Genomic DNA, 14,232 nt, shown 5'->3' with positions numbered 1-14,232 from the left:
GCCTGAATTTTCAGGCCTTTTTTGTAAATGGGGTTTACACCTCAGTTAATTAGTTCGCTGCTTTAAACTCTAAACGGCGACGATGTAATACTGGCTCAGTATAACCATTTGGCTGTTTTGTACCGCTAAGTACTAGCTCAAGAGCAGCTTGGAAAGCAACACTTTGGGCATAGTTATCTGCCATATTTCGGTAGTTAACATCCCCTTCATTTTGCTTATCAACTACTTTAGCCATTGCTTCTAATGTATCAATCACTTGCTTTTCAGTACAGATACCATGGCATAACCAGTTAGTCATATGCTGTGAAGAAATACGCAGTGTTGCACGATCTTCCATTAGCCCAACATTATTAATATCAGGAACTTTCGAACAGCCAACTCCCTGCTCTACCCAGCGCACCATATAACCAAGAATACCTTGTGCATTATTATTGAGCTCATTTTGTATTTCTTCTTGGGTCATCGATTTTGGCTCAGGGTGCAGTGGCGGACATAAAATATCATCCACATTTGCCGCTACTCGTTGTTTAATGTCTTGTTGCAAGCTAAATACATCTTGCTGATGATAATGAAGCGCGTGCAATGTAGCTGCCGTAGGTGATGGTACCCAAGCCGTGTTCGCCCCACTTTGCACATGCGCTGTTTTTTGCGTTAACATTTTGGCCATCTCATCTGGCATTGGCCACATGCCTTTACCAATTTGCGCTTTGCCACTTAAGCCACACGCAAGGCCTACATCAACGTTATTGTTTTCATATGCCCCAATCCACTTTTGCGCTTTGATTTGCTCTTTTGGCAACATTGGGCCTGCTAACATGCTGGTATGAATTTCATCACCTGTTCTATCTAAGAACCCAGTATTGATGAAAATAACGCGCTCTTTCGCTTCAGAAATACACGCAGCAAGATTTACCGATGTGCGTCGCTCTTCATCCATAATACCCATTTTTAAGGTGTTTTCAGGAAGATTTAAGAGGTTTTCTACTTTGCAAAATAAGGTGTTCGCGTAAGCAACTTCTTCAGGGCCGTGCATTTTAGGTTTCACGATATTAATGCTGTTAGCTCGGCTATTTTTAAGTTTACCGTTCCCTTTTAGGTCATGAAGCGCAATCAGTGAGGTGATCACTGCATCCATAATCCCTTCAAAGATTTCATCGCCGTTTTTATCTAAAATCGCAGGGTTTGTCATTAAATGACCAACATTACGCACCAACATTAAACTACGACCTTTGAGCTGCTGTTGCTCCCCCGCTAAATCTGTAAAGGTAAGGTCGGGGTTAAGCGCACGTGTAAGTGTTTTACCACCTTTTTCAAACTCTACCGACAAATCACCTTTATTCAGCCCAAGCCAATTGCTGTAAACCCCTACTTTGTCCTCAGCATCCACAGCCGCCACAGAATCTTCACAGTCCATGATGGTTGTAAGTGCCGATTCAAGCACGATATCTTTAATATGGGCATTATCCTGCTTCCCAATTTGATGGTTTTCATCAAACTGAATAATGATATGTAACCCATTATTTTGCAGGATTAATTCTTTCAGTTGTTGTTTTGTTCCGTTATAGCCCACGAGCTGTTCAGGGGTTTGTAAGCCACTTTGGCTAACATTTTTCAGGGTTACAATCAGTTTGCCATCAACAATTGCATAATCAGTGGCATCTTTATGCGAGCCATAGCTTAATGGCAATGCTTGATCTAAAAATTCGCGGCCAAAATCAATCACGGCATTACCACGAACAGGGTTGTACTCTTTACCTGCTTCTCGACCGTTTTCATACGAAATTGCGTCTGTGCCATAAAGCGCATCATAAAGCGAACCCCAGCGTGCATTTGCTGCGTTCAGCGCAAAACGTGCATTGCTTACAGGCACTACAAGTTGAGGACCGGCCATGGTTGCGATTTCTGGCTCAACACTTTCAGTGCTAATAGTAACATCGATTGGCGCTGCTTTAAGGTAACCAATTTGCTGTAAAAAATGTTTGTAATGGTCAAAGTCAAAATTGGAATGTGCTTGATGATACTGGTCGATTTGTACTTGAAGGTCATCACGTTTCACCAACAACGCACAATTGATAGGCGTCATTTCTGACACTATTTTTGAAAAGCCTTGCCAAAAGTGCTCTACATCGACACCTGTGCCTGGAATAACCTGATGATTAATAAAGGCATATAAACTCGGGTCTACTGCTAACCCTGCGTGGTGAATTCGTGTTGTCATAAGTTTTCTCACCTTGAAGTGGCACACAATTGTATGCGTTTAAAATATTTTGGTTACTTGATTCTATCTAACTTACACAAGAAAGCTTGTTTTTGGCATTCATTAGATAAATATTGGTGATAAAAACTATAAATTTCATAAATCATTACGATTCAGCCTAACTTAGATGTAAAGGCGCTACCCGTTCAATGTTGTTGCTCAGTGAGTTAATAACACCAGCGCCATCCAATTAAACAAGATGAAGGAATGATAACGATGGCTACACAACTTACTTACCAACAAGAGATTGACCGCATTGCAACTTTAAAAGAAGTTGGTGACAAAAAATGGCAGAACATTAACCCTGAGTCAGCAGCGCGTATGCGTCTACAAAATCGCTTTCAAAATGGTTTAGAGATTGCACGCTACACTGCCGATATCATGCGTAAAGATATGGAAGCGTACGACCAAGACCCATCAAAGTACACTCAGTCTCTAGGTTGTTGGCACGGTTTTATCGGTCAGCAAAAAATGATTTCAATTAAAAAGCACTTCCAAAATAACACTGACCGTCGTTACTTATATCTTTCTGGCTGGATGGTAGCAGCACTTCGCTCTGAATTTGGCCCACTACCAGACCAATCAATGCATGAAAAAACGTCTGTAGCAGCACTGATTGCAGAGCTATACACTTTCCTTCGTCAAGCAGATGCGCGTGAATTAGGTGGTTATTTCCGTGAATTAGACGCAGCCCGTAAAACTGGTGATAGCGCAACTGAACAAGCTGTGCTTGATAAAATTGAAAACCATAAAACCCACGTTGTACCAATTATTGCCGATATTGATGCAGGTTTTGGTAACGAAGAAGCAACTTACCTACTTGCGAAGAAAATGATTGAAGCGGGTGCATGTTGTATTCAAATTGAAAACCAAGTATCGGATGAAAAACAATGTGGTCACCAAGACGGTAAAGTAACGGTTCCACATGAAGATTTCCTAGCAAAAATTAATGCTGTTCGTTATGCATTTCTTGAATTAGGTGTTGATAACGGCATTATTGTAGCGCGTACCGATTCATTAGGTGCAGGCCTTACCAAACAAATCGCAGTAAGCAATGAACCGGGTGATTTAGGCGACCAATATAACGCTTTCCTAGATGTAGAAGAAATTGAATCTACAGATATTAAAAATGGTGACGTTATTCTTAACCGTAACGGCAAACTTGTTCGTCCTAAGCGTTTGCCAAGTAACCTATTCCAGTTCCGCCCAGGTACTGGTGAAGAGCGCTGTGTACTTGATTGTATTACCTCATTACAAAATGGTGCAGATTTGCTGTGGATTGAAACTGAGAAACCACACGTAGGCCAAATTGGTGCTATGGTAAATGAAATTCGTAAAGTTATTCCTAATGCAAAACTAGTTTATAACAACTCACCATCGTTCAACTGGACACTAAACTTCCGTCAGCAAGTATTTGACGCAATGGTTGAAGAAGGTAAGGATGTTTCACAATACAACCGCGACCAGCTAATGAGTGTTGAGTACGATAACACTGAACTTGCAGCATTAGCTGATGAGAAGATCCGTACTTTCCAAGCTGATGCAGCACGTGAAGCGGGTATCTTCCACCACTTAATTACACTGCCTACTTACCACACTGCAGCGTTATCAACCGATAACCTTGCAAAAGAGTACTTCGGTGAGCAAGGTATGCTTGGTTATGTTAAGAACGTTCAGCGTCAAGAAATTCGTCAAGGTATTGCCTGTGTTAAACACCAAAATATGGCGGGTTCTGACATGGGTGATGACCACAAAGAGTACTTCTCTGGTGACGCTGCGCTTAAAGCAGCTGGTGAAGACAACACTATGAACCAGTTCTCTTAATACCCACAGGGCAAAGATTATTCGCCATAAAGGTTAAGCTAGGCAAAGCGCCTAGCTTTTTTAAAAAAATTTATGTATCCCTAACTGTGATCCAAAGGCCATATGGCCTTTTTTTCATTTCTGACACAGACCTAAGACTTAGATCATATTTTTACTAAGTATTGATTTACCTACTTAAAAAACAGATCGCTATTTTACTAGCTAAGTCTAAAACCCATAATTTGTAAAACTAACGTTAACAGTTGTTCAATTTTGATGCATTGCTGTGCTTTTTATAGAAGTTATAGCAGCTAAAAGTGACAAAACTAGTTTATTTAAGATCAGAGTTTTACTAACAAGCTTAATTTGAGATCACATTTTTACTAACATTTCCGATTCTGAGATCATGATTTTACTAGGTGAATTCAAAAATCAGCATCGAAAACATAGCTGGATCACATTTTTACTAAGTTAAGTCCCGTTTAAACCAAGTTTCTGGCATCACAGATCATAATTTTACTAACGAGTTGGTATTTTTCTGCCTAAACGGGGTTTACAGATCAATTTTTTACTAACTTATTCTACCTTTTTAATCCGTTTTTTAAGCGTACTTAGTAAAATGATGATCTCTGCTGTAAATTTTCGTCATTTTTTATGAGGTTTTTTACTGTGCAGTGTTTAAAAATGAGGGGCGAGGCCTGTAAGTTAGTAAAAATTTGCTTTGTAAGCATCTGGTACAGGCCACAGAAGGAGGTTAAAAGTGATTTTAGTAAGCGTTGCTCATTGAGTTAATAAAATGGTGCTCTGTTAATAAGGATTAACCTAGCTGAACAAGCTTATTTTTTATATCTATCAACTCTGCAGGCTGTGTCTCAATCACCGCTTTGTTCAAATTTGCCTTTACACGCGCTATTTTTAGCTCGTCAGGACATTGCTTTTGGCTTTCAGAAAGTTTTGCAAGACGCGCTTTCACAGCATCGAGTTTATTATCCTCTTTAGCAGCATTTATTGCGGCTATTTTATTTTTAACCGCTTGTGCTTTATCTTCTTCGCCCATTAATGCATCCAGCACACCTTCATGCTGCATCTTTTCGATTAAGGATGCTGGAGGAAGATGTAGCATTGGCATCAGGTTATTTAAAAACGCTCTTAATGCTACTTGTTCGCTGAGTGAAAACTCTGAAAAGGTTTTTAGCAATTTGTGCTTATCTAAGAAGAGCTCTGTTAAATGAGTGGTAAGCACTGTGCTATTAATTGTTGCTAAATCAACTTTTTTAGATGCACTTGGCGTACTTGGTAAATCAATACCCAAAGTTTGCATTTCAGCAAGCAGTTCAGGTGAAGGAAGTGACAACGCATTAATTGCAAATTCAATATTATTCTTTACTTTCAAAGCTTCCATTGGTGCAAAAGCTAGAAACACTTGCGATAAACTCGCTTTATCCATCAATAAGTTGTGCACTTTATAACCCTCCTAAATGTTGAAGCACAGAGTTTAAGTGAGAAAAATGACAGACTTATGACTAAACAAGCGGAGTTTAAGAATAAAGGATGTAAAACAATTTTAGCAAAGACAAGCTGATTCTGCTAAAACGTGATACTTCACCCTGTAAAGGTAAAGTATCACGCTAATAAATTAGTAAACGATAACAAACAGGTTATCTAAAGTACCCATACCTCAACACGACGATTACGTTCGCGTCCTACTTCATTATCATTATTGGCCAGAGGCATATCTTCACCAAAACCTTCAACTGCATAGACGTTAATGCCACGTGCATTAAGCTCTTGTTCAACACTTTTAGCACGGCTTAACGATAACATGGTGTTTTTGTCGCGTGCACCAATACTGTCAGAAAAGCCCATAAGTACCAGTTTCTTACTTGGATTTTCTTCAACAAAAGAGACTAAACGCTGCAAGTCTCGCTTACCTTTGTTGTCCAAGTCGCGTGTAGCATAGTTAAAACGGAAGTTTAACGACAAGCGCTTCGCTAATTTGGCATATTGGTTGTATTTATCTGGTGCTAATTCACTTGATGCCACATCTTCAACACGAATAGACTGCGAGATTAGCCCCAACTCTTGCACGATTTCTTGACCACGGTCTGAAATTGAAAAATTGGCAAAATCTTTAATTTGGGTTGCGCTGTTAGTTGGTGTGTAAAGGTAAAGTCTGCGAGCAAGTGGGTAGTCTTCAGTAGCAATCGTAAAGCGCGTTGGGTAAATCGCTTTTGTATCACTGCTGTCGGCAATTGCAAGTGCTTTGCTGTAACGAATATAATTTAAGCCAATAAAGCCAATAGCAAAGTCATCACGTGAAACATGCTCAGACAGTTCAGAGCTCGACTCGAAACGCTCTGCTTTTTTCGTTAACTTACGGCCATATTTCTTTAACACCAGTGATTTAAAGGTATCAAAGGTACCTGAATTATCATCACGAGCAAGCACATTAATAGGAGCTTGCTCTCCACCAAGTTCAGCCCAGTTACTAATCTCGCCGGAAAAAATACGTGATAGCGTTTCTGTCGTAATCGTTTTTAACGGGTTATTTTGATTAACGATAATCGCCAAACCATCTAACGCAATAATATGTTCATTGCCTAGTTTGGAAAGGTCACCTGATTGACCTTTAAGTGCCTCTATTTCACTTTCTTTGATTTTACGAGATGACATCCCTATTTGCGCCATATTGGCATTAAGCGCTTTAAAGGCAGTTGAAGAACCATGAGCTGCCAAGCCAATCGCGAGTTTTTCACTACCCATTTCAAATTTCATGGTGCGTTCTGTAGCTATTCGTCCTTGCTGCCAATCTATCTCTTTAGCACCCAGCTCTTCAAAATAAGCTTTTAGTAACGCGGGCGCTAATTTTTCACCAATGGTGTTAGAACCATGAATTGCAAACAATGATTGATAAGCGACTTCTGGTGTTTGCTCTAATGGTTTAGGTTTTGTCATTTCAGGTGATTTTTGTGAAACAACTTTGGCAGGTACAGCAACAATTTCATTTTGCTGTGTCTTTGTTCCAGAAAAGCCAAACCATACACCAACGGCACAAAGTGCGATAACTGCAATTGATGAAGCAATAAGCACACCTTTATTTCGATTCGGTGTTGATTGCTCATGGCTCACTGATGATTGTTTTTGATTGTTGCTCGCTTGGTCAAATAAGCTAATTAAGCGATTAAGCTCAGCATTTTCTAAACTTGCTAGTTCATTAAACACTAAGGTGCGATATTCTTCTTCAGAAAGTAGTTTTTCTTTTGCTAAATCAATATCAAACTCTCGTTTGGCAGTTGAGACGATTTGATCGATTAGTTGTAATTTTTCGTGTTCCATTGCCATACCTCATTTTTTTTCGGGTATGTTATGAACTTTAGATGGCATTTATATTACAGCAGCTTGGAAATGTGATGACAATATTTTCTGTAAAGGGGGTTGACAAAACAGCCTGCGAATATATGCAGACTGTTTAATAACTATCTAAATTTAAAGGTTATTCGTCTAGCCAAACCCAAATTTTATCTGAGTTATTATAGGCAACATCACGAATTGACACAGAACCAGTTCTTAATACCTTAGCAGTTTTATCTGCATTATGTGTCATCGCGAAATCGTAAACACTTTCGCCATTACACATTAGCTTTTCGCTAATAACTCGTGTGCTTAGGTGATTGGCTCTTAAATTGGAACGTAGCTTGTAAACATGGTTACTTTTTACATCCTTACACGCCTGAACTAGCACTGATTCAATGGTAGATTTATCAAATGCGATACTCGCTGTTGGTAACGCTAATAGTGATGCACTCACTACGGTTAATGCTAATGCTTTCATAGTCCATTCCTCATTCTCTTTGAACGCCTATTAAAAGTAGCAAACATCAGTAATTTCGCCTGTTGCAGAGGTAAGCACAGTGTTAACTTCACGATCTATCTGTAATAAAATGTGTAAATGTTCACTTATCAGTTATTTAAAATTCCCTTCAGAATAAAAAAAGCCAGTAATAAATACTGGCTTTGACTTCACAACTGTTTAGGAGGAATTTAATAAAACCGTTAAATTGACTCTAGTGCAATTTTAACCATTTCATTAAAACTAGTTTGTCTTTCTTCACTTGGCGTTGCTTCGCCTGTAATTACATGGTCACTAACAGTAAATAATGCCATTGCATTTGCGCCATACTCAGCCGCAACACCGTAAAGGCCTGCAGTTTCCATATCTACAGCCAACACACCTAACTTATCAAGCTTTTGATATAGCTCTGTTGATGCTTGATAGAAGGTGTCTGTAGTGAAAACATTGCCTACTTTTGCAGAAATACCTAAGCGTTTTGCCGCTTCAACACCATTTACAAGCAAGTCGAAATTTGCAATTGCAGCAAAGTCATAACCTTGAACACGGGCACGGTTTACATTTGAGTCAGTAGATGCACCTTGTGCAAAAATAACATCACGAATTTTAATGTCGCTACCAATACCGCCACAAGTACCAATACGTATTAAGTTTTTAACGCCATAACTAACGATTAACTCACGAGCATAAATGCTCATTGAAGGAATACCCATGCCTGATGCCATGATGCTCACAGGTTTTCCATTGTATGTACCTGTGTAACCTAAAATATTTCTAACTGATGTTACTTCACGTGCATTATCTAAAAACGTTTCAGCAATATGTTTCGCACGAAGCGGATCGCCTGGCATTAATACCGTTTCGGCAAAATCATTTAATTGTGCATTAATATGTGGAGTACTCATAATCTTTCCTATTAAGTTAGCTGCCAAGCTGAGATTTAAAACTGTTTCCATATTCCAATGGTGCAAGTGAGAACCATTGGGCTAAGGTTTGGCCAATATCGGCAAAAGTGTCGCGTTCACCTAAATTAACTGCATTCATACCTGGTGTATACGCAATAACAGGTACGTATTCACGCGTGTGATCTGTGCCCTGCCAAGTTGGGTCACAGCCATGGTCAGCTGTGATCATCAATACATCATCTTTACCAAGTAACGCTAAAAACTCAGGTAAATAGTCGTCCAATTGTTTTAACGCTTTTGCGTAGCCAATAGCATCGCGGCGATGACCAAACTTTTCATCAAAGTCCACTAAGTTAACAAACGTTAGACTGTGATCTTTTGCACTGCCAAACACTTCTACGGTCTTTGCCATTAAGTTTTCAAGACCAGGCGCTTTATGTTTTTCAGTGATGCCTTGGTGTGCATAAATGTCTGAGATTTTGCCAATGCTAATCACCGCACCATTATTTTCGGCAAGTTTATCTAAAAGCGTCGGTGCAGGTGGTAATACAGAATAATCACGACGGTTGCCCGTTCTAGCAAAGTTATCTGCTGCATCACCTAAAAATGGGCGCGCAATAACACGGCCAATATTATATTCGTCTAATAACTCGCGAGCGATCTGGCAAATCTCATATAACCGCTCAAGACCAAATGTCTCTTCGTGACACGCAATTTGAAACACGCTGTCTGTTGAGGTGTAACAAATTGGTTTGCCTGTTTTCATATGCTCTTCACCAAGCGCTTCTAAAATGACCGTGCCTGATGAGTGACAATTGCCTAAAATACCTGGCAAATTTGCGCGTTTGATAAATTCTTCAATAAACGCTTCTGGAAAACTGTTTTGCTTATCGTGAAAATAACCCCAATCAAAAAGCACAGGCACACCAGACATTTCCCAATGCCCTGATGGCGTGTCTTTACCGGATGAAATTTCTTTTGCATAACCATAAGCTGCAATTGGTGCATTGCGTTCAGCAACTTGGCAATTGGTATTGCTCGCCTCTTCGCATGCATCAATAAGACCCAGTTTCGATAAATTTGGTAACGCTAGCTTGTGACCTGTTTCACCATGATAGGCAGCTAATAAATGGGCTAAAGTGTTTGCACCTTTATCACCAAAGCGTTCAGCATCGGGTGCAGCACCGATACCTAAACTGTCTGCCATTAAAATTAGCGCTCTTGCCATCGTTACCTCAGTTTAATATGACCAAAAAGGTGTTTGCTTTTAGTTTAGCTACTGGCAGATATTTCGCCTAGCCAATTTACGTTAGCGTTATAAATACTCTAGGCTTTGCGCCATAGGTAACACAGGACTTTTGTCCTGTTTTTAACCAGTTAAAGGGGCTAAATTTGTCGCGGTATTCAGGAAAGGACCACTGGGCGCCACTAACTAAAGATAATTGTGCGCTTTTTTGCTAAGGTAAGTCACTGTTGTATTGATTTTTAAGGTAACGTTTTTGTGACACGCACAATTATCGCGATTGCAGGTGCATCTGCTTCTGGAAAGTCGTTGTTTAGCCAAACGATTTACAATGAGCTTGTAAATGAATTAGCACCCGGTGCTATTGCCATTATTGAAGAAGACGCCTATTACCGTGATCAGTCCCATTTGCCGTTCGAACACAGAACGCAAACGAACTACGATCACCCAGATGCATTTGAGCATGAGCTATTATTAGCGCATTTAAATCAGCTTAAAGCAGGCGAACCGGTAGATATTCCAGTATACGACTACGCGAAACATACACGTAGCGATCAAACACGTCGAATTCAGCCAGCTAAAATTCTGATTGTAGAAGGTATTTTACTTCTATCAGATCCAAAATTGTGCGATGAATTTAATATTAAGGTGTTTATTGATACACCGCTTGATATTTGTTTGATGCGTCGTATGCAGCGTGATTTAGAAGAGCGTGGTAGAAGCTTGCAATCTGTGATTGAGCAATACCAAGCAACGGTAAGACCTATGTTTTACCAATTTATTGACCCATCGAAGCACAACGCAGACGTTGTTGTAACTCGAGGGGGGCGCAATCGAGTTGCCATTGATATACTAAAAAGCAAAATAAAACAATTACTTCAATAAAAGGTAACTTGGGAAAGATTTATGACCTCTTTAATGAGTTTAGTTGGTATCGCGAGCTTACTCGCCATTGCATTTATATGCTCAACTAATCGAAAAAAAATTAACCTACGCACAGTAGGTGGTGCGTTTGCACTACAAGTGCTGATCGGTGCGTTTGTTTTATACGTACCTGCAGGACGTGAAGTGCTTAACAGCATTTCTGTTGGTGTTGCCAACGTAATTAGCTATGCGAATGATGGCATTCGCTTTTTGTTTGGCGGCTTAGCAGGTAACGAAATCGAAGGCATCGGTTTTGTTTTTGCAATTAAAGTTCTGCCTGTAATTGTCTTCTTCTCCGCGTTGGTTGCGGTTTTATACCACCTACGCATTATGGATTGGATAATTAAACTTTTAGGTGGTGGCCTGCAAAAATTATTAGGCACATCTAAACCAGAGTCGCTCTCCGCTACTGCCAACATTTTTGTTGGTCAAACAGAAGCGCCATTGGTTGTAAAACCGTTTATTGCAACCATGACTCGCTCTGAACTATTTGCAGTAATGGTCGGTGGTTTGGCAACGGTAGCGGGTTCTATATTAGCGGGTTATGTAAGTTTAGGTGTTGAATTAAAATACCTTATAGCTGCAAGCTTTATGGCTGCACCAGGCGGTTTCCTAATGGCAAAAATGATGGTGCCAGAAACAGAAACGCCTAAACAAGATTTAAATGAGTTAGATAGCTCAGATGAAAAGCCGGTAAACGTGATTGATGCTGCCGCTGGTGGTGCCTTAAACGGCATGCAACTAGCAATGAACGTAGGTGCAATGCTGCTCGCATTTGTTGCATTAATTGCTCTTTCAAATGGTCTAGTTGGCTGGATTGGTGGCTGGTTTGATAACCCAGATTTAACCATTCAACAAATATTAGGTTATGCCTTTGCGCCGATCGCATGGCTACTAGGTATTCCTTGGAGTGAAGCGCAACTTGCTGGTAGTTTCATCGGACAAAAGCTGGTTGTTAACGAGTTTGTTGCTTACTTAGATTTTATGAATTACCAAGCGCAACTGAGCGAGCACACGAAAGCTGTGGTTACCTTTGCGTTATGTGGATTTGCTAATTTAAGCTCTATCGCTATTTTGCTTGGTGGCATTGGCGGTATGGCACCAAGTCGCCGTAAAGACATAGCGCAACTTGGTTTACGCGCAGTATTAGCCGGCTCTATGGCTAATTTAATGAGCGCAGCAATTGCAGGTTTTTTCCTGTCGATTGCATAAAGGTTACTCGGCTAGAAGTAACGCTAACTGAACAAAGTAGTTATTCGTTTTTATTGCAGGCACGATACAAACGAATTCGTTGATAAATGTGCTAAATCAACAGCTACTTGCATGTGGGATGTAGGTTGAGTTAATACCCAAGGGTATAGTTACTTGTATAGCCGCTTTATTTAGTGAAATTGCTACGGCAGTTTCACTTACCAAATCCAAGTACTTGATTAACACTCCGGTACTGGAGCCCTGCAAAGGGTTGCCTATTTGTCTTAAGGGGTTAAGACTGGCAAAAAATTTGAACGATACTAGAGAAAACCAAAGGGCCCTTTATGGGCCCTTTTTATTTGTCTAAGCTTTTGTAAAACCGTATCAATCTGGCTTGATGTATTTTGCAAGAATACGCTCAAATTCACCTTTCTCTTTTAACTGCTCAGCAGCCTTTAATAAGCGATTTCGTTTTTCTTCACTTAGCTTTGGCGAAAACGTGCAATGGATTTGATTTTCGTTTATTGCAAGCACATTAAAGCGCTTAAGTTGCACCAAGTAATTCGCCTCACTTAAAGACGAAACAAAGCCATCTAACTCACCCTTAATAAAACGCGCAAAGCTACCTTTAGAAGAGGTACTATTAAAACGTTTAATATTGCCTGCAGTAAAATAAGGGGCTATTTCAGGGTATTTGTAGCCAAGCACAGTACCTAGTTTAAAATCTTTGCTCTCGTAGAAGGCATCAAGTGAGGCTAATTTACGATTGCTCACCACCACATCAGAATCGCGGTAAAGTGGCACACTCCAAATTAAATTCGGGTTGGGATACCAAGCAGGATTAGTATGGCACTGCGCATCTATTTTGCCTTCAACTAAAAACCCTTCAATACGTTTGCGTGGCAAGGATACCAATTTGGCAATAAAGCCAGCTTCCTCAGCGACGATTTTGCTTACATCCAGCACAATACCCGATTGTGCTGTAAAGTTATCATCACGAATAACATGAGGTGAATAATGCTGTTGATTAAAACCAAATTTAATCGCTCCAGCATAGGAAGAAAAGCATGCTGCCAGCAAACTGGCAGCAAAAATAGGTTTAAGCACAAACACATCCTTGAGAAAATAATATGTAAGTGTAGTTGAGAATTTTACTTCTTAATACGACTATTTAGCTTTGCGCGAACAATATTTTTATAGTGCTTCGCATGTTTTCTTCATCGAGCCTGCCATAACTCATCACTAAATCATCTTTACCATCATCATTTAAGTCAGTGCTGACAACTCGTCTACCTTGCATCGGTAAAGTGGTTTTGTATTTTGTCGCCCTACGCTCAAAGTCATGTTTACTTTTAGCTAAATAAACGTTGAACGCTTTTTGCTCATCTGACAACACCCAGTCTTTTTTGCCATCACCGTTTACATCGGCAAACAGTACCACAGGGGAGCCACTGCGCCCTTTTGAAATACTAAAACTCAGCTCGACTTCGCGGGTGATTTTGTTTTTAGGACTGAAATTGCCCTGCCCGTTTTGATAAAACAAATGTACGTCCTGAGAGATTGAACCGGATAACAGCGCACCAATAATTTGTGACACACCAATATCAAAACCAGAAACTAACGCCTCTAATTGCTTATCGCCATTAATATCAACAAAAGTAAGGTCGGTTAAAGTGCCTTCATCTTGAATAAGCGAACTGGTTTTTTGCTGAAAAACAATTTTGCCCGCATCAATCGTACCGGTATAAATTTCATAATCATTTTGCCTATCAAGCGCCCCTGAACTTTTGGTATAGCGCACTACTAAATCAAAAATACCATCATGATTTACATCTTCAATACGCTCTAACTTCCTGTAAACAAGATTACTTTGATCAAGTGATTCGCCATCAGCATCTTTGGTGTGCCACCAATCATCCACCATAATGTCGTCTTTTATCTTAATCACTTGGGCATTTTTGGCGTTAATGCTGGGTAAGAGCGTTAACTCAGCATTTTTAAAACCAATTAACTCAGCAATTTTGTCTTCATTGGTATCAAAAAAAGCGAATCGTGGCGG

The 14,232-nt window shown here is 40.0% G+C and carries 11 protein-coding genes; 3 read left to right on the top strand and 8 right to left on the bottom strand.

Features of this window, described 5'->3' with window-relative positions:
• Positions 1-49: 49 nt before the first annotated feature.
• On the bottom strand, positions 50-2,218 hold the full coding sequence (locus tag ON073_RS07895) for a malate synthase G (protein ID WP_274761342.1): 2,169 nt from the start codon (positions 2,216-2,218) through the stop codon (positions 50-52).
• A 255-nt stretch (positions 2,219-2,473) separates the two neighbouring features.
• Here ON073_RS07895 and ON073_RS07890 point away from each other — a divergent pair, with 255 nt between their 5' ends.
• A complete protein-coding gene (locus ON073_RS07890; protein WP_274761341.1) occupies positions 2,474-4,081 on the top strand; it encodes an isocitrate lyase in 1,608 nt (535 codons plus the stop codon).
• Positions 4,082-4,877: 796 nt separating this feature from the next.
• On the opposite strand, the gene ON073_RS07885 is transcribed toward ON073_RS07890, so the two are convergent.
• The 5 genes from ON073_RS07885 to ON073_RS07865 form a co-directional block, all read right to left on the bottom strand.
• Positions 4,878-5,522, bottom strand: a complete 645-nt coding sequence (locus ON073_RS07885) for a hypothetical protein (protein ID WP_274761340.1) — start codon at positions 5,520-5,522, stop codon at positions 4,878-4,880.
• A 200-nt stretch (positions 5,523-5,722) separates the two neighbouring features.
• Positions 5,723-7,396: a phosphate ABC transporter substrate-binding/OmpA family protein gene (locus ON073_RS07880; RefSeq protein ID WP_274761339.1), complete on the bottom strand. Its 1,674-nt coding sequence runs from the start codon at positions 7,394-7,396 to the stop codon at positions 5,723-5,725.
• A gap of 157 nt (positions 7,397-7,553) precedes the next feature.
• On the bottom strand, positions 7,554-7,892 hold the full coding sequence (locus ON073_RS07875; protein WP_274761338.1) for a DUF3718 domain-containing protein: 339 nt from the start codon (positions 7,890-7,892) through the stop codon (positions 7,554-7,556).
• Positions 7,893-8,113: 221 nt separating this feature from the next.
• Entirely contained in the window at positions 8,114-8,815 is a 702-nt protein-coding gene (gene deoD, locus ON073_RS07870) for a purine-nucleoside phosphorylase (RefSeq protein WP_274761336.1), read from the bottom strand.
• A 16-nt stretch (positions 8,816-8,831) separates the two neighbouring features.
• Entirely contained in the window at positions 8,832-10,043 is a 1,212-nt protein-coding gene (locus ON073_RS07865; RefSeq protein ID WP_274761335.1) for a phosphopentomutase, read from the bottom strand.
• A gap of 273 nt (positions 10,044-10,316) precedes the next feature.
• Here ON073_RS07865 and udk point away from each other — a divergent pair, with 273 nt between their 5' ends.
• The gene (gene udk, locus ON073_RS07860) at positions 10,317-10,943 is read left to right on the top strand and encodes a uridine kinase (protein WP_274761334.1); all 627 of its coding nucleotides are present in this window, start codon (positions 10,317-10,319) and stop codon (positions 10,941-10,943) included.
• A gap of 21 nt (positions 10,944-10,964) precedes the next feature.
• The gene (locus ON073_RS07855) at positions 10,965-12,194 is read left to right on the top strand and encodes a NupC/NupG family nucleoside CNT transporter (RefSeq protein ID WP_274761333.1); all 1,230 of its coding nucleotides are present in this window, start codon (positions 10,965-10,967) and stop codon (positions 12,192-12,194) included.
• Positions 12,195-12,557: 363 nt separating this feature from the next.
• Here ON073_RS07855 and ON073_RS07850 read toward each other — a convergent pair whose 3' ends face one another.
• A complete protein-coding gene (locus ON073_RS07850; protein ID WP_274761332.1) occupies positions 12,558-13,280 on the bottom strand; it encodes a substrate-binding periplasmic protein in 723 nt (240 codons plus the stop codon).
• Between the two features lie 64 nt (positions 13,281-13,344).
• Positions 13,345-14,232: FG-GAP repeat domain-containing protein (locus ON073_RS07845; protein WP_274761331.1), on the bottom strand; the 888-nt coding region annotated here is incomplete at its 5' end.

The sequence above is a fragment of the Pseudoalteromonas sp. G4 genome (genome assembly GCF_028875915.1).
Taxonomy (GTDB): domain Bacteria; phylum Pseudomonadota; class Gammaproteobacteria; order Enterobacterales; family Alteromonadaceae; genus Pseudoalteromonas.
This window is presented reverse-complemented; position numbering and strand designations above follow the sequence as displayed.